The organism is Paraburkholderia lebeckiae (genome assembly GCF_014201005.1).
Taxonomy (GTDB): Bacteria; Pseudomonadota; Gammaproteobacteria; order Burkholderiales; family Burkholderiaceae; genus Paraburkholderia; species Paraburkholderia tuberum.
The window spans coordinates 101972-123517 of the sequence record NZ_JACHDK010000016.1 but is presented as its reverse complement, the minus strand read 5'-3'; the positions used below and the strand labels follow the sequence as shown (position 1 = coordinate 123517).

Genomic DNA, 21546 nt, shown 5'->3' with positions numbered 1-21546 from the left:
CCGGTGTCAAAGGAGAGTTGAGGGTTCTATGTCACCGCAGTCATTCAGCCAGTTTCCACAGGAGACTTGTGAATGAAAAGAATTTTGCTGTTCCTCGCCACCAACCTCGCGGTGGTGTTGGTGCTTTCGTTAGTCATGAATGTGTTGGACGTCGGCCGCTTCCTGACCGGGAGCGGCCTCGACTTCAATGCGCTGTTTGTGTTCTCGCTGGTGATCGGCTTCGCCGGTTCCATCATTTCGCTGCTTATCTCCAAACCGATGGCAAAATGGGCAACCGGGGCGCGTGTCATCGATTCGCCGCGCGATTGGACTGAGCAATGGCTGATCGACACTGTACGGGAGCTCGCGCAGCGTGCTCGCATTCGTATGCCGGAAGTCGCAATTTTTGAAGGCGCGCCGAACGCGTTCGCCACAGGGGCTTTCAAGAATTCAGCCCTAGTGGCTGTCTCCACCGGATTGCTGCAATCGATGAACACGGAGGAAGTGGAGGCTGTGCTTGCCCATGAGATTTCACACGTGAGCAACGGCGACATGGTCACCTTGACGCTCATTCAGGGCGTGGTGAATACCTTCGTGATTTTCTTGGCCCGTGTGGTCGGGTACTTCGTGGACAAGACCTTGTTTGGTACCGAACGCGGTGTCGGTCCCGGGTTCTACATTACCGTTATTGTTTGCGAGATTATTTTCGGCATTCTCGCTTCGGTGATCGTCGCGTACTTCTCGCGCCGCCGCGAGTTCCGCGCTGATGCGGGCTCTGCGCAACTGCTGGCTTCTCCGCGACCGATGATCAATGCGCTGGCCCGCCTGGGTGGACTTGCACCCGGCGAACTTCCGCAATCCTTCAAGGCATCCGGCATTACCGACAAGCCGGGGTGGCTCGGGCTCTTCTCCACGCACCCACCGATCGACAGGCGCATTGCTGTGCTGCAAAGCAGCGGGTAGTCAGTAAAGCAGGGCTGCGCGCGGCATTCCAACATGCGACGTCGACGTTTAGACAAGGGTGCTCAGGCGCGGGCCGGTGTGGGGCTTCCTGTAACGACCACGTGCCACGGCGCGCGGAAGCACCGGCGCGCCCGCAAATTCTCAGCGTATCTAAAGGGAAGGCGTTCATGGACGAGAGCTATCAGATGTCCCTGGTCAAGCGCATCATCCTTGCATTTCTTCTTGGCGGGCTCGTAGTGCTGAGCTACGTAGTGCTGCACCTGTTCCTGGTGCCAGTGGCCTGGGCCACCATCTTTGCCTACGTGACCTGGCCCGCTTATCGCCGCTTGCGCTCGCTTATGCGCGGGAACGCCACCGGCAGCGCGATGCTGATGACGATCATTCTCTCGGTGGCGTTCATTCTGCCGTCAATCTGGCTGATCGTGCTGCTGCGTGACGAACTGACCGCGGCCTACCAGACCGTCGCCAGCTACCTCGCCAATGGGCCGCACAAACTGCCGGAATTGATTGCGCGCGTCCCGTGGCTCGGGCTGTGGCTGCAGGATCTACTGAATCAAGTATCGGCCGATCCGATGGCTTTGCGCGCGCAAATCGCTGAGTGGGGCCGGCAGTGGACCGGGGAGCTCGGCCAGTTAGTCGGCGGCGTGGGTCGCAATGCGACGAAATTGGGCTTTGCCTTGCTGACGCTGTTTTTTATGTACCGGGACGGCGAAAGCGCGTTGGATCAAGTGCGCCACATACTACGGCGTTTTCTGGGCGATCGCCTGGACGCCTATCTCGCTTCTATCGGCGGAACGACCAAGGCGGTCGTCTACGGGCTCGTGCTGACGGCACTGGCGCAGGGCGCGCTTGCCGGCTTGGGTTACTGGGTTGCCGGGATGCAGGCGCCGGTGTTGCTGGCTGCGTTTACGGTGCTGATCGCGTTGATACCCTTTGGCACGCCGTTCGTATGGGGATCGATCGGTGTATGGCTCCTCGTCACAGGAAAAACGATAGCCGGGTTCGGTCTTTTACTCTGGGGCGCACTGGTCGTTAGCTGGGTGGACAACCTGATTCGTCCGCTCGTGATCAGCAGCGCTACCCGGATACCGTTTCTTCTGGTCGTGTTCGGTGTGCTGGGCGGGCTTGCGGCCTTTGGCCTGGTAGGACTGTTTGTAGGTCCCGTCATCCTGGCGGTCCTGATGGCAGTGTGGCGTGGGTGGCTGGAGGAACAGGCAACCGTGGGCACTGGAACACAAGGCTAGCCCAACGCACTGCTGAAGTGATCAACTGCTTGCTGCAATCACTCACGGCTTGGGCAACGCGGCTAAAGCGAGATTTAGTCACGCTTATGTTCGCCAGTCGCGATCCGGCCACGCCGTCGCTTGCGAAATTTCTCGCATTGGCAACGGTGGCACATGTGTTCAGCCCTGTCGACCTTATTCCCGACTTCATACCCGTCCTCGGCATCTGACAGATCTGGTCGTCGTGCCGCTTGGAGTCTGGCTTTGCTTGCGTCTCATCCCGAAGGCTGTCATCGAAGACAATCGCGGAAAGGCCGAAGGCTGGCTAACTGACAACCCGGTAAAGCCAAGAAGCATAGTCGGTCTCGCGACAATTTTGGCTATCTGGGCACTCGGCGCCTGGTTGCTGTGGCGTTGGCTTGCTCGCTGAACTGGTCGCACGCCTCGCACGTTGTGCGACAGCTGACGTAGCAATCGGTTGAATGTCCGGTCAAGCCAGTGCAACGGCCGGTCGAATGTCGCCACCACAAGTCAAACGAGTGTCCTTTGATGGCCCGAATTCGGCCGAAGATCGCGGAGATCAAGGCGGCGGGCTTCGAAGTGACGGCCAAGCGCACGATCACCGAGCACATCAGGTAGCACGACAAGTCATCATGCGCGTGCGTGATCGGTGCCGCGGCTTGAGGACCGACGATGATCGGTGCCGCGGCTTGAGGACCGACGATGACCTGTGCAATTGATTGCAACGCCATCACCCGCTGCGTGCCCACGCCCGAGATTCAAAAAAGTCGCGTGTGCAAGTTGATGAACACTCATGTCGGTTCTGCACTCAATCCTTGTGTATGTTATCGATGATCTGCCGAACGCTATCTGATTGATCACCCTTGAACTGAGCGGCTCGCCGCTTATGGAAGAAGACCGTGGCGATTGAGTGCGGAAATGCCTGTTGGAGCGAGTTGCACGTATAAACTCAGTGCAACTTCAACAGGGAGACATCTAATGCAGCTTCTTGATCACGTGTCGATCGGCGTTCCCGACATCGGGGCGGCACGACGTTTCTACGACGCCGTCATGACGGCTCTCGGCGCGAGCAAAGTCTTCGACCGCCCCACCGCGTTAGGCTACGGCGAGCGTTGCACGACCGACGACACCTCATCGACCTATCTGGCCGTGTATCTCGATCCAGATGAAATAGGAGAAAACAAACGTCACTGGTGCTTCAAAGCGCCGTCCCGCGAGCACGTCGATGCATTCTTCAAAGCGGGACTCTCGACTGGTGGCAAATCCGACGGCCAGCCCGGCTTGCGACCTCACTATCACCGCGACTACTACGCGGCATTTCTGATCGACCCGGCCGGCAATCGCGTCGAGGCCGTATGTCATGCCCCTAAACCCTAACCCTAAGCCGCTACCTCACAACCCGCCTGCTCCAACACGGCCTGCGCCCTGTCATGCAAATCGCCGCCAACCAACGCCGCATCCGGCGACCTGACCCACCCGGCGATCCTCGACGTCGCGCCGCCAACCGCCGGATAGTCCGCAACCGACACCACCGGTGCAAGCGTCGAACCGCTCAGCACGCGCGGCTCGTCGGCCACGAGTTTCTGCAGTTGCCCGATCGCCGCATCCACGTCCTTGCGCTGCGCGAGTTCCACCTCGACCTCGATGCGCTGTGTGCCGCCACAGCTGTAGTTGATCACCGGATTGCTCCAGATCTGGCTGTTCGGCACGACCACGATGTTGCCGTCGCCGCATCGAAAGCGGACCCGCACGACGAAGTGGCAAGCGAGAAAGGCGCCAAACACGCGACGCATCGCGGTGATGCGCTAGAGCGTCTCAAAGATTGAGATGCACGGTCTGCACCTCAGTGCTGCGCGCCGCGCTCGGCGCGATTCGGCGACGCTACACGCCGCGTGGCAGCGCTGCCTCGATGAACACCGCGCACAACGCTTCCATGCCCTTCGCGTCCTCCTCGTCGAAGCGCGCGACGACCGGGCTATCGACATCCCACACGCCGATCAGCGTGCCGTCGGGCGCGACGAGCGGCACGACGATTTCCGATTGCGACGCCGAATCGCATGCGATATGGCCGGGAAACTCGTGCACGTCGCGCACGACCTGGGTCTGACGAGTTTGCGCGGCCGTCCCGCAGACGCCCTTGCCGAGCGCAATGCGCACGCACGCGGGCTTGCCCTGGAACGGGCCGACCACCAGTTCGCGGCCATCGTGAAAGTAAAAGCCGGCCCAGTTCAGATCGCTCAACGAATGAAAGACGAACGACGAGAAATTCGCGGCGTTGGCGATCCAGTCCGTTTCCCCGGCCAGCAGCGCGCGCGCCTGCGCGACCAGTTCTTCATATTGCGCGGCTTTGGGCAGATGCGAGGTGGAGGAAACTTCGAACATGACGGCGTCCGTGATCAGAGCGGGAAGTAAAGCGATAAGGGGTGAAGTGTAAAGCAAGCGCAAACCCCGCGCGCGGGTGTCGAACGCTGCGACACGCGCCGCGCGTCAACGCTCGCCGTCCCCGTCGGTTCTCGACTCTCCCTCCTTGGTTTTCTCCCTTCCGGCAGTCAGCACAATGACAGGCCACTAGCTTTTTTCGTATGTGGCTCTCACGCTGACCACCTCGGCAAGCGTGTGCGCGGCACAAACACCACCCGCTACGATTAATGATTTCATCGGCAATTGGGTCGTGACCGATGTAGTTGACTACGCCGATATTTCCGGTGGCATCCCCGAAGCAAAACGGATTCTCGGCATGACGATGACAATTACGCCGCAATGCATCGTTCGCGCCCTACGCGATAAGTGAGAGCTCGTTGAGCACCCGTCCCAGAGGCCCGGGCCTTTTACTGATCGACCCCAATAATCACGCTCGACGCCTTGAAAACCGCCGTCGCCGCCTTGCCGCTCGCGAGGCCGAGGCTCTCGACGCTGTCGTTCGTGATGATCGCCGCGATCTGCGCGCTGCCGGCACTGATCGTCACTTCCGAATTGACGGCGCCCTTCGTCACCGCCGCGACGGTCCCTTCGATGCAGTTGCGCGCCGACACCTGCTGCCTCGCGACATCGACCATTACGATCACCGACGATGCCTTCACGAGCGCAAACGCCTGCTTGCCGGTCGCCAGCCCGAGCGACTTCGCGCTGCCGTGCGTGATGATCGCGACGACCTCGAGACCGTCCGGCGTGCGCAGCGTGACTTCGTCGTTGACGGCACCGTGCTTGACGCCGGTGACTTCGCCGCTGAACTGATTGCGTGCGCTGGTTTTCATGGCGGACTCCCTGGCGATTGTCGCGCGTGGCGACGCGCGGGTGGACGGATAAAGCGAGTGTAGTCGAAGCCGCGCGCGCCGCCGCCAAACATCCGATGCGCCGCGCGCATCGCCGACACCGTATCATCGTGGCCGTGCACCTCATACGCCGAATCTTTATGCCCGACGCCGTTCTCTCCCGCCGTGCCTGCCGCGCCGTCGTGCTGTGCGTCGCCGTCACGACGCTCGCCGCGTGCAGCACGCCAATGCCGCCGCGCAGCACGCACGCGTTCGTCGACAACGTCACGCTGTTTTCGCTCGCCCATTACGACCAGAACGTCGATCACTGGCTCGATCCGAACAGCCCCGACTACGATCGGCCGTTTCTCAGCGCCGCCGAGCAGCGCGCACATTTCGACGCGCTGTTCGCGCGCTACTTCGGCACGGGCGAGAACGCGCCGTCGCCGTGGAATCCCGCCTGGGTGACGACACGCGTGTTTCGCGAGCAGGGCGAGGACATTGCCGCATTGCAACAGCGCCGCATCGACAGGTTCGACAACACCGGCAAGCGTGGCAGCATCATCGGTTACGGCGAAAACTTCCGGCCGCACGACAAGGCGTGGATCGACGCGATCGCGCGCAACATCAACGTCGCGCAGTTCACGCAAACACCGGTCTATCAGCCCGAGCGGCGCGCGATCGCGACCGGCAACCTGATGGTGCGCGAGTTGCCTACCACCGATCCATCGTTCTACGACCATCGCCTGGCCGGCGAGGGTTATCCGTTCGACAACCTGCAGATCTCGGCGGTGCGACCCGGCACGCCGCTCTATGTGCTCGGTAGCAGCGTCGACGGCGCGTGGCATTACGTGCAGACGCCCGACGTGCAGGGCTGGGTGCGCAGCGACGGCGTCGCGTTCGCCGACGATGGTTTCATCGATCAATGGCGCGCGGCGGCCGGGAAGTCGCTAGGGACGGTGATCGTCGCGTCGGCGGCGATCAACGACAGCCACGGCGTGTTCCGCTTCGCTGCCCCGGCCGGGACGATGCTGCCGCTGGTGGCGGGTGCCTCGGCATCGCCAGCCGCGACCAGCACCAATGCAGGCACACTCCAGCTCCTTGTTCCCGCGCGCGACGTCGACGGCCGCGCGCTGATCCGCTCCGCGTCGCTCGACGCCACGCAGATCACGCCGATGCCGCTCGCCGCGACGCCGCGCCATCTCGCGATGCTGTTGAAGGCGCTGATCGGCCGGCCGTACGGCTGGGGCAACAGCGGGCTCTACAACGACTGTTCGTCGGAACTGCAAAGCATCTTCGCCGCGTTCGGCGTGTGGCTGCCGCGCCATTCGTCGACGCAGATGAGCGCCGGTCGCATGGTCGATCTGTCGGAGTCGACACCCGCCGAACGACTCGACTATCTGGCGCGGCACGGCGTGCCGCTGCGCACGCTGATCTACATCGGCGGCCACGTGATGCTGTACCTCGGCAACACGACGAGCGACGGCGCCACGGTCCCCGTCGTCTATCAGGACGTGTGGGGCCTGCGTCCGGCCGACAACAGCCGGCGCGCGGTCATCGGCGGCTCGGTGATCCTGCCGCTCGACGAACGCATCCCCGAGGACGCGACGCTGCAGTCGCTCGCCGCGACGCCCACTTTCCAGATCAGCATCCTCGGCGCGCCGGCGGGCAGCACGGCGCCGTCGTCCGCGCCGCCGGCGGACGAGGACAATCCGGCGGGATAAATGGCGGGCCGCCCTCCCCCGCGCCTGAAAATATTTTTTTCGGAGTGTCGATCCGACGGTGACCAACTCGTCGTAACGTTGAAGACCCGGCTCACGCAGCCGGTCTTTCCCCTGAGGAACCGTTACTTCAAGGAGTCACCGTCATGTCCAGCGCCGCAGCCAAACCGATCCCGGACGGAATGCACTCGCTCACGCCGTACCTGATCTGCAAGAACGCCGCCGAAGCGATCGCGTTCTACACGAAAGCTTTCAACGCCGTCGAACAGATCCGTCTGCCGGGCCCCGACGGCAAGGTGATGCACGCGACCCTGAAAATCGGGGACTCCATGCTGATGCTGACCGACGAATGGCCCGAGCACCAAACCTTCGGCCCGAACACGCTGAAGGGCACGCCGGTCACGATTCACCACTACGTACCAGACGTCGACGCGAGTTTCAAACAGGCGGTCGACGCGGGCGCGACCGTCACGATGCCCGTCACCGATATGTTCTGGGGCGACCGCTACGGCCAGGTCAAGGACCCGTTCGGCCACAGCTGGTCGCTCGCGACGCACAAGCGAGACCTGAGCGCCGAGGAGATCCAGCAGGCGATGGCCGCGATGGACTGTTCGTCCCAAGAGAAGAAGTGAGCGGCCGATGGGCGTCGGGCAATCGCACGCCCACGCCCACCGACACCAGTCCCGAAGGAGCAACGTCATGCAGAAAATCGCGCCGTGCCTGTGGTTCGACGGCAACGCGGAAGAAGCCGCGGAGTTCTACACGTCGGTGTTTTCGGCGTCGCGCATCGCCACCACGCTGCACTCCACGGACGCAGGCCCAGGACCAGCGGGCAAGGTCGTCGCCGTCACCTTCGAAATCGAAGGCCAGGAATTCATGGCACTGAACGGTGGCCCGCAATATAAATTCACGCCGGCCATCTCGCTGTTCGTGCACTGCGACTCGCAGGAGGAAATCGATCGCTACTGGTCGAAGCTGCTCGACGGCGGCGGCGAGCCGTGGGCCTGCGGCTGGTTGCGGGACCGCTTCGGCGTGTCGTGGCAGATCGCGCCCAACGTGCTGCTGCAGATGCTGCGCGACCCGGATCGCGCAAAGGCAAGCCGCGTGATGGCGCAGATGATGAAGATGGTCAAGCTCGATATCGCGCCGCTCGAACAGGCGTATCGCGGCGAATAGGACGGCGGCCAGCAGGCGCCCCGCCTCGCCCGCGCGATCTTTTGATAGGATCGGTCTCGACCCCAACACGGCGAGACAACCACGGTGCGCGTCAACCATCAGGCCTTCTTCTGCTCGCTGTTCATCGCGCGTCTCGCCGATCAGATCCTGCTCTTCCTGGTGCCGCTCGTGGTGTTTCAAACGACGCGCAAGGTCTCGTGGTCGGGGCTCGCGTTTTTCATCGAAACGCTGCCGCGCTACCTCGTGTTCCCGTTCTTCGGCGCGCTCTGCGACCGCTTTCCACCGCTGCGCCTGATGCGGCTGAGCCAGGCGGTGCGTGCGCTCGCATGCTTCGGCGGTATCGCCGCGTACGCGCTGTTCGGCGGCATCGGCTGGCTGATCGCGCTGTCGGCCGCGTGCGGCGTGCTGACGAGCCAAGGGCTCGTCGCGCGCGAGGTGATGCTGCCGCAGATCTTCAGCACGCAGCAGATCCAGAAGGTGCTCGCGTATTCGCAACTGGCCGATCAGCTCGGCTTCGTGCTTGGGCCGATGCTCGCCGCGTTGCTGCTCGGTGTGTGGCATTGGGAATGGGTGGTCGCAGCGACCGGCGTGCTGTTTCTGTGCGCCGACGCCGCGCTGTTCGTCTGGCAGCGACTGAGCGGTTTTCGCGCGCCTTCGCCTGTGTCGGCTCAATCGCTCGCGCCCACCGCTCACTGGACCACGCCGCTGCGCATCGCGCTCGATCACGTGTGGACGCTGCCGGGCCTGAAGAATGTCATCATGCTCGCGGCCGCGGAGAACCTCGTCATCGGTGTCACGCTTGCGACGTCGGCGGCGATGGTGACGGGTTCGCATGCGCAATCGAGCCGCTACTACGCCGGTCTGCAAACGGCCGGCGCGATCGCCACGGTGCTGGTGCTGCTGACGGTTGCGCGCGCCGGATGGCCGGCGCGCGTGCTCGGTCTCGTCGCGTTCGTGACGATCTGCGCGGGCGGCGTGATCGCAGGCGCGAGCGCGTCGCCGTGGGGCTATGCGCTCGGCTTCCTGCTGATCGTCGGCTTCGACAAGATGTTCAACGTCTACATCCGCAGCGCCCGTTTGCAGATCATTCCGCCCGAGGACTACGGCAAGACCATCGGCGTCGCGATTCTGCTGAACAACCTGACGCAGCCGCTCGCCGGCCTGCTCGTCGGCGTGTTCTCGGCGCGCACCCAAACCGGCCCACTGATCGTCGCGCTGTCGCTGACGATGGGCGGTATCGGCGCGGCGGTATCGATCGGCTCGGCGCTGCTGCGCCGCAAGCGCGCGTGGGCGCTAGAAGACTAACGGCGCTTCGACGCGCGACGACACGCTCGAAGTTACCCACAGTTTTTGTTGGCAAATCTGTGCATAACTTCCCGGAAAAATCCGCAAGCCTTTGATACGCCTGTCGTTTTTTCGTCTGCATCGAAGGTGCGGCAGCGCACGGAGTTTTACCGGGGTTCATGAGTGGCCGGCTTCGCGCAGACCGTCGTCAGCGCCGTGCGGATGCGAAGCGTTTCATCAGATTTACACGCCCGTCAGCTAAACCCGGCATGCTGTAATTCGTGACGAAAAGGCCGCGTTTATTGCGGCGCAATTAGTCGCATTTCTGGTTAAGAATTCCCGAAAAGAAACGATCCACACATAGCCTAACTTTTTTGTATCGATGACAATGGGTCTGCACGCTCCGACGCAGCCGGGGCCCACGCTTCCGCTCAGAATAAGGTATTGAGTCAATTCGATGTGAACTCGATCTGAATATGCGCCGCGAATCATTATTAACAGAATAGAAATTGTCAAATCCTGATCTCCTAAATTCAATTTAAATCACATTTGTCAAATGCGTCCGGAGTACCGCATCTTTAACCAAATGCTTCGGCGAGCGCAGCAATTACGGCGCGAAACCGGCGCCGCGCCCGCGGACGTCGGCCCCGCGCTACGCGAAGACGCGGATGCTGCCGGCGTGTCGCAGGGACGGCGGCGCGCGCTGAAAACGCTCTGGGGGCTTGCGATCGCCGCGCCCGCGGGCTGGCTCGCGAGCCGCTTGCCGTGGCAGATGTGGACCGCCGAATTCCGCACCGCGACTGGCGAACTGGACGACGTGCTTCTGGCGGACGGCACTCAGATCACGCTGGGCAGCGCGAGCGCGATCAACGCCGCGTTCGAGGCGAACGTTCGGCGCGTCGATCTGCTCGGAGGGGAAATCATGGTGCGGCCCGTGAGCGATGTTGGCGGCGCACTGGGCACCCGAACGACTCATGCGCCTTTGCTCGTGCAGACGGCCGAAGGCGTCGTCGAAGCGCGCGGCGCGCAGTTCAGCGTGAGGCAGCGGGATGGTTTCACACGCGTGGCCGCGTTTCGCGGCGACGCGTTGGTGAGGCCGGCATCAGGCGCGGCGCTGTTGCTGACGCAAGGCCAACGGTGCACGCTGACACGCTTCGGCGTCGCGGCGCCGCAAGCGCTCGACCCGCGCGAGGCGATGTGGACGCGTGGCCTGCTCTACGCGAACGACATGCGTATCGCGGATCTCGTCGACGAACTCGCGCGCTATCACGCCGGCGTATTGCGCTATGCCGACGACGTCGCCGATCTACGCGTGTCGGGCATCTATCAGCTCACCGATACCGACGCGACGCTCGCGCTGCTGCAGCGGACCCACCCGATCCGCTTGCGCTCGATCACGCCTTACTGGACCCTCGTCGAAGCGCTCGACAGCGCGAGAATCTGACGCTCAGGCCGCGACGGCCTGCGGCAACGCGAACCCTTGCTCGCCCTGCTCGCCGCCCAGCGCATCGAGCAGATCGCGCAGCATGCGGTCGAGCTCGGCCGTCATCAGCGCGACGTCGGAATCGAAGCGCTCGTCGTCGTTCTGCGCGGTCGGGTCGCTCGCTTCCTTGAGCACGTCGAGCGCCGCGACGCGCTTGATCGTCAGCGACGGCGTCAGCACGAACGACACGCGATCGTTCCACGTCATCGCAAGCCGCATGCATTGCTTGCCCGCCTCGATGTGGCGGCGCATGTCTTCGGCGTCCAGCGTATGCCCGACATAGCGCACCGTCGCGTTGCCCTCGGCGGGCGAACGCAGCTCGGTGTCCTGATCGAGCGTGAAACCCGCCGGCGCGTCGCCGTCGAGCAGCCAGCCGGTCATCGCCGCGACCGGCGACTGCGCGACGCGCACCGTCATCAGCGGCAACCGGTCGATCGACTTGACGAGCAGACCGCGCACATCGTCGGCGATCGCCTGCGACGCCGCGTCGATCACGAGCCAGCCATTCGTGCAATCGATCCACACGCGCGTATCGCGGCGGATGCTGAACGCGCGCGGCCGCAGCTCGTCGGTGACCTGCTCCTTCAGGTCGCGCATCTGCTTGCGGCCCGGCTTGAAGCCCTGCTGCTCCTCGAGCTCGGCAGCGCGCTCGCGTGTGACCTGGGTGACCACCGACGCGGGCAGCAGCTTCTTCTCGGCACGGAACGTCAACAGCATCTGACCGTTCATTGCGTAGACGAGCGAGTCGCCGTCGCGCGGCGGCGCCCAGCCTTGGGACTGCATTTCGACGCTCTGGCCGGGCGCGAACGCGTACGGCGCGAGCCACTTCTGCATCTGTTCGGGGTTAACGGACCACGGCGCGGGCAGACGGTGCAGCTGAAGGTTTTTGAACCACATGAGCGAAGTCGGATTTAGCCAAAGCGCAGCATTTTATCCGACGAGAACCAGCCGGGGCGTTCTGGCGGACGCAATCCCGCAGACCGCCTATTTTCAAAAATAAACCGTAAATCCTTCCAACTGCAGGCCGATTATCAAACCTCGCCGATGTCAGCCGAATGCGCTTCATCAACTTGCTTCTCAAGAGCGCCTCCATAGTCGAAGCCGTCATGGTTTGGCCGTAGCCGGCCTCCCGCGCGTTTTGGCGCCAAATCACCTAGACTTTTGGAAAGGACAGATCCAGACGGAGGCGGTCATGGCCGACCAAACCGCAAGCTGGCAGACGGTGCAATACGAGGGCTTCGAGATACACGTGTCAGCGGTCGCGAAGGACCCGCCCGACCCGGCGCATGCCGCCGATGCGGCAGCGCAAAACATCCGCTACACGTATCTAGGCTATGTGTGCCATCCGGGCGCCAACCCCCAGCTTCCCGGCCATGCGGTGCCGTTTCATGCGGACGGCGAGGAGAGCTTCGCGAGCCTCGACGACGCGCTCTACGAAGCGGTGCACGTGGGACGCAGCATCATCGACGGCACGCATCCGGATCTGACGGTGCTGCCGCTCGTGACGGGCGGCGTTTGACACACGCAGCGCGTCAAGCAGCCGTTTTCGGCTCGCCGCCCGTCAGCCCAACGCGCGCTTGATGCGCGACTTCAGCAGCGCACGGCGCAGCCGGCCGGTGCGCTCGGGCTCGCTGACCGCGAGCGCGCCGTCGATGGCGGTGCCGCGGCGCAGGTAATAGCGGTCGAAGGTCGCCTGTGTCATCCCCCACTTGTTGAGGAACTGGCGACGCCCGTCGTTCTTCACGATCTTGCCGGTGCTCTTCTGCTGGAAGTGGTAGACGAGACTGTCGCCGACGCCGACGAACACGCGGCAGCCCGCGTCCCACAGCTTCATCGAGAAATCGTTGTCGCTGCTCATGCCGGGGCTCAGTTCGCTGCTGTAGCCGCCCACCTTGAACCACCAGTCCCGATGCACGAGCGTCGGCGGCCACGTCGCACCGCGCCAGTCGGCGCGCACGAGACCGGGCGCGGCGGCGACCAGCTCGTCGGCGCGAAACGCCTGCGCATCGCGGCCGAAGTCGCGCACGACCACGCACGGATTGCCCGAATCGACCGGCTCGATCATCGTGCCCGACAACATGAACCGGTTGTCGGCCGGCATCTGCGCGAGACGCTTGACGAGCGCGTCGTCCCAGCCGGGGCAGCAGTACATGTCGTCGTTCATGTAGACGATGTAGTCCTGCGTCGCGCGCGCCGCCGCGATATTGACCGCGTGGCAGATGCCGATATTGCCGGGCGACGCCGTGTGCTCGATGCCCTCGTCGCGCACCCACGCGAGCGTGCCGTCCGAACCGTCGTTCACGTGCACGATGAGCTGGTGCGCATGCGTTGAATGACGGCGCAGGCTTTTGATCACGAGGCGCAGATAAGGCAGGTTGTTCCAGGTCGGGATGATGATTGAGAACATCGAGTCGGTCCGTTGAGCTGGGCGCGGGGCGCGGCATGCGCCGCGCGCCGGCCATGAATGTCGCGCGATTGTACCGCCCCCTCCCGCTCGCACGACAGACGCCGCCCGCCGCCGCCCCGCCGCATACCGCGGGCCAGCGCAACCTCACCGCGTGCGGCAGCAAGCATTTCGCAAGGAAGCGCATGGTTATAATCCGGGTCGCTCCACCGTCTTGAAAAACTCAAATGGTCCGGCGCCCCCTGCATTTTTCACCACCGGAACGGTAGTGTTTCATCGATAACACGTAGATCTATGATTTTTGCTTCCAGTCTGGTCTGGCTCACGTCGGCTCTGCTGTTTCTCGCGCCCGCGGTCAATCTGATGTGGCGCGGCGGCACCGGCTACTGCTTTTTCGCGCTCGTCGCGCTCGCGCTCGGCGCGGCCATCGTCAACCGGCGCATGCCGGGCTATTTCTCCGCGTTGCGGACCTACCGCTGGTTCACGATCGGCATGCTCGCGTTCGTCGTCGGGATCGGCGCGCAGCAGTTGGTGCTCGGCTACTGGCTGCCACGCGAATTCGACTCGGTCGCGCGCTTCGTGCTCGCGCTGCTGGTGTTCCTGCTGCTGCGCCAATTGCCGTCGCGCAACCTGCGCATGATCGGCTGGGGCTGCGCGGCCGGCGCGCTCGCGGTCGGCGCATGGGCGTTCATCGATCAGCCGCCCGGCGGCTGGACCGACGCGAACCGCCTGAACAACTCATACACGAACGCGATTCCGTTCGGCGATACCGCGCTGCTGCTCGCGTTCCTGTCGGTGTTCACGCTCGGCTGGGACAATCCGCGCGACTGGCGCGTGCTCGTGCCGCGCGTGCTCGCGCTGGTGTCGGGCGGCTATGCGTCGTTTCTGTCTGGCTCGCGCGGCGGCTGGGTCGCGGTGCCGGTATTCGTCGTGCTGCTCGGCATGCAGTACCGCTGGTTCACCCAGAAGAAGCGCCTGCTGATCGCGACGCTCGTCATCGTGATCGGTGCGGGCGGGCTGCTGTCGACCGAACGGGTTCAGAAGCGCTTCGCCGAAGTGCCGAACGATGTCTCGATGATGCATAAGGGCGAGGACTTCACGGCCACCGGTCTGCGCCTGCAACTGTGGAACGCGTCACGGATGATCTTCGAGCGGCATCCGGTGTGGGGCATCGGCAAGGGCCATCTGGTCGACGAGCTCGGCGTGATGGCGAAGCGCGGCGAAGTGAAGGCCGAGATCGTCAACGAACGCGCGCATAGCGACTTCTTTTCGACACTCGCCGAGATGGGCGCGGTCGGCGTGATCTGTCTGCTGCTGTTCTACTACGGCATGACGGTGTACTTCTGGCGACACCGGCACGCGACCGATCCGACGATTCGCGCCGCGTCGTATTCGGGTCTCGCGGTCGCGACGAGCACGGTGATCTTCGGGCTCACGATCGACGTGCTGGTGCCGATCATGGTGACGGTACTGCTCGCGCTGCTGGTGGCGACGCTGCTGGCGGTGATCGATGCACGCAAGCGCGAGTTGCGAAGCGAAGCGCGGACCACGCCGGCGCCAGCCGCGGTCGTGCGCGAGACGTAGCCGCGCGATTGATTTTGACTTGAGGACAAGCGGCGACCCGAGCGCGGAGCGCCACCCTCATCCTCGCGTGAACACCTCGTAAAGCGCCGCGACGTGCGCGTCGACGCTCGGGTCGTACACGAAGCTGTCGCGCGGCGTCGCGATGCGCGCGGCGCCGCTCTTCACGCGCCCGACCGCCTGCTCGATCGCGCGCTCGAAACTGCCCGCGGTCTGCCGCGAGAACTCGATCTTCGCTGCGCCGGTCACCGTCTCCGCCGAGCCGACGTTGTCGGCGATCACGAGCGGCGTGCCGCACATCACCGACTCCACGCCGACGAGCCCGAACGGCTCGTACGCCGACGCGACGACCGTGAAATCGGCGGCCGCGAACAGTTTCTCGATCTCCTTGCTGTAACCCGCGTAACGAATTGTGTCGCCGGTTTTCGGCACCGGACGTCCCGCGACCACGAGGCAGACCGGCAGCGTGGTGCGCGAGAAAAACGCTTCGAGCAGCGGATAGCCCTTGCGCTCGTGACTCGTCGACGAGAACACGAACATCACGCGATCGTCGGGCACGCCGAGCTGGCGGCGCACGGCCGCGCGCGCGGCGGCGTCGAGCGGCCTGAAGCGTTCGGTATCGACGGGCGGATAGAGCACGTCGATGCGCGCGGCCGGCACGTCATAAAAACGCTGCAACTCGCGGCTCATCAATTGCGAATGCGCGACGATCGAGCGCGCCCGCGTGTAGACGCGCCGCTCGAGCTCGGTCTGCCATTCGTCGCTGCTGCGCGGCGCGCGGCCCGCGGCTTCGAGCGAACCCGGATGCGTGCCGCCGCACAACGCGACGTCGGCATGCGTCGAGTGATTGATCGAGAACACGCACGCCGGACGATGCCGCTTCAAACGCTGCTTCAGACGCCAGTCGAACGCGAGGTTGCGCAGCTTGCGCGGCGCCCAGCGTACGTCGAGCGGCTGCGCATCGATCCACGCGGCCTCGGGCAGCGCGCGGTCGATCTCGCGCGCGAACAGCGTCGGGCGCAAACCCATGCGATGCAGGCCGGCGATCACGTCGCGCGTGTAACGCTCGGCGCCACCGCTGTTCTTCAGCGCCTGGGCGGTCAGCGCGATGTCGGTGAGGGGACGGCGGTTCGGGTCGAGGGCTGCGTCGCGGGTTGGCTCTGACAAGGATCGGTCTCGGTGAGGCGCACGCGCGGGCGAGGCCGTGGGTGCGAAGTTTCGGGGCAGCGGCAATTGTAAAGGATGGCTTTCGCCGGGCTCAGCTCGGGGTGCCCGAGTTTGCCGCGTGCGTCGCGCGGCGCGGCCGTCAGCGGCTAGAATCTAGGCCAATCGCCTTCGTCCCGACTCCATGACCGATAGTCCGCCGTCCGCCGCAACCGCCGACACCACCCGCCCGCTCGTCTCGATGCTGGTGATCGCCTACAACCAGGCAGAGCAGATCGGCGACGCCGTGCGCAGCGTGCTCGCGCAAACCTACGAGCCGCTCGAAATCATCGTCTCCGACGACGCGTCCCGCGACGCCACCTACCCCGCGATCGAAGCGGCGCTCGCCGGCTACGCGGGCCCGCATCGCGTGATCGCACGGCGCAATGCCGTGAACCAGGGCATCAGCGCGCACCTGTCGCAACTCGCGCAGCTCGCGCACGGCGAACTGCTGTTCGTCGCCGCCGGCGACGACATGTCGGCGCCCGAGCGCTGCGAGCGCGTCGTCGATTGCTGGCTCGCGCACGGGCGCCGCCCCGACCTGATCGCCACCGATCTCGCCGACATGGACGAAGCGGGTCACGTGCACGAGCGCGTGAGCCCGACCGAGCTCGATCGCTATCGCAGCTTCGACGACTGGCTCGTCGAACGTCCGTGGCTGATCGGCGCCGCGCATACGTGGTCGCGACGCCTGATCGAGCGCTTCGGGCCGATGCTGCCGGGCGCCGCGGCCGAGGATCAGATCATGGTGCTGCGCGCGATCCTGTCGGGCGGCGCGATCAGTCTGCGCGAGCCGCTGGTGCGCTATCGGCGCGGCGGACTTTCGCGCAAGCGCCGCTTCCAGTCGGTCGACGAGCTGATCGCGCGGATGCGGCAAAGCAATCGCTACGGGCTCGCGGAGCTCGCGCAACTGCAGCGCGACGCTCAGATCGCCGGCGTCGGTGAACGCATGCGCGCGGCGATGGCGCCGAAGCTCGCGCGCGAGCAGTTCATCCACGCGATGTTCGAAGCGGGCAGCCTCGGCGAACGCCTCCGGCTCGCGACGCGCAGCGCTGGCGTGAAGCTCGGCCTGCGGATTCGGATGTTCCTGTATGCGAGTTGCCCGATGGTCTACGCGCCGGGCATCTGGATCAAGCGGGTCGTGCGGGGCAGAAAGGCCTGAAGACGACGATAGGGTCTCGCGGTGCCTGGCGACGCCACATGGGTCACGAAAGTCCGCGCGACGCACCCCGCCGCTGCCGCAAGCGCCGCGCGAGACTCGGCCTTCGCACCTCGACGCCGAAGCTCAGCACGCTCGCGCGCAAGCGCCGCAGCATCTTCACCGAGCGCACGAAGGTCTCGCCGGTGTGGCTGATCATCACGAACTCGAATGCGCCGCGCCAGCTCGCGACACCGCGCGAAAAGGCATACATGTCGTGACGCGCATCGACGGGCAGCTCGGCGCCGAAGCGTCGCGCAAACACCCGCACCTGATCCGCGATGGCTTCGATCTGCCGCCGCCGACTCGCGCCGCGCCGTCGTGCCGCCCCGGCGCCGCATTCGTCGCGCGCCGCGCCGCGCTCATTGGTCGCGCGCGCGCCTACCGCGTTGCCGTCATGCTGCCGATACTTCAGATGTGGCGCCGCGACGTGGCGAATCTCGCCGAACGACGCGACCACCATCGCGAGCCACCAATCGTGCATCACGATGCCGGGCGGGAACGGCAGCGCGCGTTCGAGCGTCGCGCGATTGACGAGCATCGCGCAGCCGGGCACATGGTTGCTCAGCAGAAAATCGCGCAGTCGCGTCGCGCAGCGCGACTTCGCGGTGATATCGAACAGCGAGCGCGACAAACAGCACAGCGTCGAGTCGACGAGCTCGATGTCGCAGAACGCGAGCGCCGGCGTCGCGGCGCCGCCCCCCGCGCTTTCCACGCGGCGCAGCTCGCGCATCAGATCGGTGACTTTCTCGGGCGCCCAGACGTCGTCCTGGTCGGCGAGCGCGATGTAGTCGCCGCGGCAGCCGGCGAGCGCGCGCTCGAAATTGCCGACGATGCCGGCCCGCGTACCATCGCCGACGAGCCGCACCGGCACGCGTCCCGTATAGGACGCGAGCAGTTCGCGGGTGCCGTCGCTGGAGGCGTCGTCGGATACCACGACTTCGAGATGGGGCCAGCTCTGCGCTTCGAGCGAAGCCAGCAGCTCGGGCAGATAAGTGCGGCCGTTGTATGTTGCGAGCGCGATGGAGACGAGCGGCTTGTTCGGATCTTCGTGAGACATGGGCAGTCGATTTCCGCGAGGCGGACCGTGATTGCCCGCCAGCATTCGATTAGCGCCGAAAAAGCGCAATAACTTGAGACTTAAACACAACACCGGCCCAGAAAATGGGCTGGATCGGCGAATCAGCGGCGGGGCCGCGACAAAGCGCCCGCGCCCGCCGTTCGCAATGTGCCGGATCAAACCGGGCTTTGCTGGAACTGGATGCGATGCAGATGCGCGTACAAGCCGTCGTGCTCGAGCAGCTCGCGATGGCTACCGCGCTCGACGATCCGCCCCGCTTCCATCACCAGGATGCGGTCGGCGCGCTCGATCGTCGACAGGCGGTGCGCGATCACGAGCGTGGTGCGGCCTTTCATCAGCGTTTCGAGCGCCGCCTGCACGTGGCGCTCGGACTCGGAGTCGAGCGCCGACGTCGCTTCGTCGAGAATCAGGATCGGCGCGTCCTTGTAGATCGCGCGCGCGATCGCGAGACGCTGGCGCTGCCCGCCCGAGAGCATCATGCCGTTGTCGCCGACGAGCGTCTCGATGCCCTGCGGCATTGCCTGCACGGTGTCCCACAGGTTCGCCGCGCGCAACGCCGCCTTGACCTTCTCCGCATCGACCTCCTGACCGTACGCAACGTTGTGCGCGATGGTGTCGTTGAACAGCACGACGTCCTGGCTCACCATCGCGATCTGGCTGCGCAGCGCGTGCAGGTCGTACTCGGGCAGCGCGACGCCGTCGACCAGAATCGCGCCGCCGGTCGGATCGAAGAAGCGCGGCAACAGGTTCACGAGCGTGGTCTTGCCGCTGCCCGACGGACCCGCGAGCGCGACCATCTCGCCAGGCGCGACCTTGAACGACACCTGGTGGAGCGTGTGACGGTTTTGCGTGGAGTTCGTGCCGTAGGTGAACGACGCGTCGCGGAACTCGACCTCGCCGCGCGCGCGAGCGAGCGGCTTGCCGCCGCCTTTCGGCTCGGCGGGCTCGTCGATCAGGCCGAAGATCAGCTCGGCCGCGGTCATGCCGCGCTGCAACGGCTGGTTCACGTCCATCAGATGCTTGAGCGGCGAGATGATCAGGAGCATCGACGTGACGAACGCGACGAAGCCGCCGACCGTCGTCTGATCCGACGACGACTGCACCACCGCGATCGTGATCACGACCGCGAGCGCGATCGACGCGAGGAACTGAGTCAACGGCTGCGCGAGGCCGCCGGAGACCGTCATGCGCATCGCGTAGCCGCGCAGGCGCCGGCTCATTTCGGTGAAGCGGTCCGTCTCGTACTGCTCGCCGTTGTGCACCTTGACGACCTTGTAGCCGCCCACCGTCTCCTCGACGATGTACGACAGCTCATTGGTGAGCAGCTGATGCTCGCGGTTCAGGCGCCGCAGCCGGCGATTGATCTTGCCGACCAGCCAGCCGATGCCCGGCAGCAGCACCGCGACGATCAACGTCAGGCGCCAGTTCAGATAAAACAGATAGCCGAGCAGGAAGATCACCGTCAGCGAGTCGCGCACGAGCGTGACCATCACGCTCAGCAGCACGTTCAGGATCTGGTTGACCTCGAAGACGATCGCGTTGATCACCGTGCTTGCGGTTTCGCGCTGGAAGAACGCGACGCTCGTGTGGATCATGCGGTCGAACATCTTCAGACGCAGCTCGAGCAGGATCTTGTTCGACACGTACGCGAGCAGATAGCCGGACGCGTACTGCGACACGCCGCGAATCAGCGCGAGGCCGATCACCGCGGCTGGCACGAGCCACTTGGTCTTGTCGACTGCGTGCGAGCCGAAGCCCTTGTCGAGCAGCGGCTTGAGCAGCGCGGGAATGGCGGCGTCGGTGCCGGCGCTCACCGCCATCGCGATGATCGCGCCGACCACGACCCACAGCAGCGGCTTGATGAAAGGCCACAGGCGCCGCAGGACGACGGCCGGCGACGACGCATCGCCTGAACCCATGGGTTTGCTTAACGTTGGCTTTGCGCTCAAGGAATCCTCTGGAAATGCGGAACAGCGAGCACGCGGCGCATAATTGGGCGGCCGCGTGAAATATCAAAAAAGAGCATTGTAATCGGTTGCAGATGACGGCCGGCGCTCGGCGCGCGACAGCATGCGCGCAACACCTGGCGGATCGGCGCTGTGGTGTGGGGCCGGATGAGATGTGTATACTCGCTGCTCGATTGCCGGGTCGCGACCCGCTCCGTCACTTCGTCCTCCACGCAACTCAGGTATGCAAGAAATCACTCTTGGCGTTGCCATCATCACCCGTAACGCGGCGGCGCGGCTGGCCGAATGCCTGCAGGCCGTGGCCTTTGCCGACCAGATCGTCGTGATCGACGGTGGTAGCACCGACGGCACCGCCGACATCGCTCGCGCGCACGGCGCTCGCGTCATCGAACAGACGGACTGGCCGGGCTTCGGCCCGCAAAAGAACCGCGCGGTCGATGCCCTGACGACAAGCTGGATCCTGTCGCTCGACGCCGACGAAATCGTCACGCCGGAACTGGCCGCATCGATTCGCGCGACGCTCGCCGCGCCCGCCGCCGACGTCTATGCGGTGGACCGTCTGTCGAGTTTCTGCGGTCACTGGGTCCATCACAGCGGCTGGTATCCGGACTGGATTCCGCGCCTCTTCAAACGCGGCACCGCGCGCTTCTCCGACGACCTCGTGCACGAGCGCCTCGTGTTCGACACGCCCGCGCAACGCCTGACCGGCAAGCTGATGCACTACTCGTACGAGGACTACGAGGGCGTGCTGCGCAAGCTCGACGCGTATTCGACGGCCGGCGCAAGGCAGCGTTACGAGGCCGGGCAGAAAGGCGGCATTCGACTCGCGCTCGGGCGCGGCCTGTGGGCGTTCGTGCGGACTTATTTGCTGCGGCGCGGCTTTCTGGATGGCGGTGCCGGGCTGATGATCGCGCTGTTCAATGCGGAGACGGTGTACTACCGGTTTCTGAAGCTGGCGCGCCTGGAAAAAACGGGCGGGCGCTAAGGCCAGCCGATACACGCGGCACCGGC

The 21546-nt window shown here is 64.7% G+C and carries 22 protein-coding genes; 14 read left to right on the top strand and 8 right to left on the bottom strand.

All coding sequences use genetic code 11. The annotated features are described in order from the left end of the window. Positions 1 to 72: 72 nt before the first annotated feature. The 4 genes from htpX to HDG39_RS25550 all read left to right on the top strand — a co-directional run bounded on the left by htpX (position 73) and on the right by HDG39_RS25550 (position 3563). Positions 73 to 942 (top strand): protease HtpX, encoded by an 870-nt coding sequence (gene htpX, locus HDG39_RS25565; RefSeq protein WP_184009682.1) that lies wholly within the window; start codon positions 73 to 75, stop codon positions 940 to 942. Positions 943 to 1109: 167 nt separating this feature from the next. After that, the gene (locus HDG39_RS25560; RefSeq protein ID WP_184009679.1) at positions 1110 to 2186 is read left to right on the top strand and encodes an AI-2E family transporter; all 1077 of its coding nucleotides are present in this window, start codon (positions 1110 to 1112) and stop codon (positions 2184 to 2186) included. An 86-nt stretch (positions 2187 to 2272) separates the two neighbouring features. After that, the gene (locus tag HDG39_RS35905) at positions 2273 to 2395 is read left to right on the top strand and encodes a YkvA family protein (RefSeq protein ID WP_311667340.1); all 123 of its coding nucleotides are present in this window, start codon (positions 2273 to 2275) and stop codon (positions 2393 to 2395) included. 769 nt (positions 2396 to 3164) lie between these two features. Then, positions 3165 to 3563 carry a VOC family protein gene (locus tag HDG39_RS25550; protein WP_184009677.1) on the top strand — a complete coding sequence of 133 codons (399 nt, stop codon included), beginning with the start codon at positions 3165 to 3167 and terminating at the stop codon, positions 3561 to 3563. A 2-nt stretch (positions 3564 to 3565) separates the two neighbouring features. On the opposite strand, the gene HDG39_RS25545 is transcribed toward HDG39_RS25550, so the two are convergent. After that, a complete protein-coding gene (locus tag HDG39_RS25545) occupies positions 3566 to 3979 on the bottom strand; it encodes a mechanosensitive ion channel family protein (RefSeq protein WP_260328256.1) in 414 nt (137 codons plus the stop codon). Positions 3980 to 4067: 88 nt separating this feature from the next. After that, positions 4068 to 4568, bottom strand: a complete 501-nt coding sequence (gene msrC / locus HDG39_RS25540) for a free L-methionine (R)-S-oxide reductase MsrC (RefSeq protein WP_018419924.1) — start codon at positions 4566 to 4568, stop codon at positions 4068 to 4070. Between the two features lie 202 nt (positions 4569 to 4770). Here msrC and HDG39_RS25535 point away from each other — a divergent pair, with 202 nt between their 5' ends. Next, complete coding sequence (locus HDG39_RS25535; RefSeq protein WP_260328255.1) at positions 4771 to 4977, top strand: hypothetical protein; 207 nt, start codon at positions 4771 to 4773, stop codon at positions 4975 to 4977. Between the two features lie 37 nt (positions 4978 to 5014). Here the strand turns inward: HDG39_RS25535 and HDG39_RS25530 are convergent, their stop codons facing one another. Then, a complete protein-coding gene (locus HDG39_RS25530) occupies positions 5015 to 5440 on the bottom strand; it encodes a TOBE domain-containing protein (protein WP_184009675.1) in 426 nt (141 codons plus the stop codon). 158 nt (positions 5441 to 5598) lie between these two features. On the opposite strand from HDG39_RS25530, the gene HDG39_RS25525 reads away from it, so the two are divergent. The 5 genes from HDG39_RS25525 (at position 5599) to HDG39_RS25505 (ending at position 11062) form a co-directional block, all read left to right on the top strand. Next, on the top strand, positions 5599 to 7161 hold the full coding sequence (locus HDG39_RS25525) for an SH3 domain-containing C40 family peptidase (RefSeq protein ID WP_184009673.1): 1563 nt from the start codon (positions 5599 to 5601) through the stop codon (positions 7159 to 7161). A gap of 143 nt (positions 7162 to 7304) precedes the next feature. Further along, positions 7305 to 7790 (top strand): VOC family protein, encoded by a 486-nt coding sequence (locus tag HDG39_RS25520; protein WP_184009671.1) that lies wholly within the window; start codon positions 7305 to 7307, stop codon positions 7788 to 7790. Positions 7791 to 7857: 67 nt separating this feature from the next. Then, entirely contained in the window at positions 7858 to 8334 is a 477-nt protein-coding gene (locus tag HDG39_RS25515) for a VOC family protein (protein WP_184009669.1), read from the top strand. Between the two features lie 84 nt (positions 8335 to 8418). Continuing rightward, positions 8419 to 9639 (top strand): MFS transporter, encoded by a 1221-nt coding sequence (locus tag HDG39_RS25510; protein ID WP_184009667.1) that lies wholly within the window; start codon positions 8419 to 8421, stop codon positions 9637 to 9639. Between the two features lie 565 nt (positions 9640 to 10204). Next, positions 10205 to 11062 carry a FecR family protein gene (locus HDG39_RS25505; protein ID WP_260328254.1) on the top strand — a complete coding sequence of 286 codons (858 nt, stop codon included), beginning with the start codon at positions 10205 to 10207 and terminating at the stop codon, positions 11060 to 11062. Between the two features lie 3 nt (positions 11063 to 11065). On the opposite strand, the gene HDG39_RS25500 is transcribed toward HDG39_RS25505, so the two are convergent. Beyond that, positions 11066 to 11998 carry a recombination-associated protein RdgC gene (locus tag HDG39_RS25500; protein ID WP_184009663.1) on the bottom strand — a complete coding sequence of 311 codons (933 nt, stop codon included), beginning with the start codon at positions 11996 to 11998 and terminating at the stop codon, positions 11066 to 11068. 295 nt (positions 11999 to 12293) lie between these two features. Here HDG39_RS25500 and HDG39_RS25495 point away from each other — a divergent pair, with 295 nt between their 5' ends. After that, positions 12294 to 12620 (top strand): hypothetical protein, encoded by a 327-nt coding sequence (locus tag HDG39_RS25495; RefSeq protein WP_184009661.1) that lies wholly within the window; start codon positions 12294 to 12296, stop codon positions 12618 to 12620. A gap of 42 nt (positions 12621 to 12662) precedes the next feature. Here the strand turns inward: HDG39_RS25495 and HDG39_RS25490 are convergent, their stop codons facing one another. Beyond that, positions 12663 to 13508: a glycosyltransferase family 2 protein gene (locus tag HDG39_RS25490; RefSeq protein ID WP_184009659.1), complete on the bottom strand. Its 846-nt coding sequence runs from the start codon at positions 13506 to 13508 to the stop codon at positions 12663 to 12665. A gap of 291 nt (positions 13509 to 13799) precedes the next feature. Between HDG39_RS25490 and HDG39_RS25485 the strand changes: the two genes are divergently transcribed. Further along, complete coding sequence (locus tag HDG39_RS25485) at positions 13800 to 15089, top strand: O-antigen ligase family protein (protein WP_184009657.1); 1290 nt, start codon at positions 13800 to 13802, stop codon at positions 15087 to 15089. Positions 15090 to 15146: 57 nt separating this feature from the next. Here HDG39_RS25485 and HDG39_RS25480 read toward each other — a convergent pair whose 3' ends face one another. Beyond that, positions 15147 to 16253 carry a glycosyltransferase family 4 protein gene (locus tag HDG39_RS25480; protein ID WP_184009655.1) on the bottom strand — a complete coding sequence of 369 codons (1107 nt, stop codon included), beginning with the start codon at positions 16251 to 16253 and terminating at the stop codon, positions 15147 to 15149. Positions 16254 to 16434: 181 nt separating this feature from the next. On the opposite strand from HDG39_RS25480, the gene HDG39_RS25475 reads away from it, so the two are divergent. Then, complete coding sequence (locus tag HDG39_RS25475) at positions 16435 to 17451, top strand: glycosyltransferase family 2 protein (protein WP_184009653.1); 1017 nt, start codon at positions 16435 to 16437, stop codon at positions 17449 to 17451. A gap of 43 nt (positions 17452 to 17494) precedes the next feature. On the opposite strand, the gene HDG39_RS25470 is transcribed toward HDG39_RS25475, so the two are convergent. After that, a complete protein-coding gene (locus HDG39_RS25470; RefSeq protein ID WP_184009651.1) occupies positions 17495 to 18547 on the bottom strand; it encodes a glycosyltransferase family 2 protein in 1053 nt (350 codons plus the stop codon). 176 nt (positions 18548 to 18723) lie between these two features. After that, positions 18724 to 20517 (bottom strand): lipid A export permease/ATP-binding protein MsbA, encoded by a 1794-nt coding sequence (msbA, locus tag HDG39_RS25465; RefSeq protein WP_184009649.1) that lies wholly within the window; start codon positions 20515 to 20517, stop codon positions 18724 to 18726. A 241-nt stretch (positions 20518 to 20758) separates the two neighbouring features. Here msbA and HDG39_RS25460 point away from each other — a divergent pair, with 241 nt between their 5' ends. Then, positions 20759 to 21520, top strand: coding sequence for a glycosyltransferase family 2 protein (locus HDG39_RS25460; protein WP_184009647.1), 762 nt, complete (start codon positions 20759 to 20761; stop codon positions 21518 to 21520). The last annotated feature ends 26 nt before the right edge of the window (positions 21521 to 21546 follow it).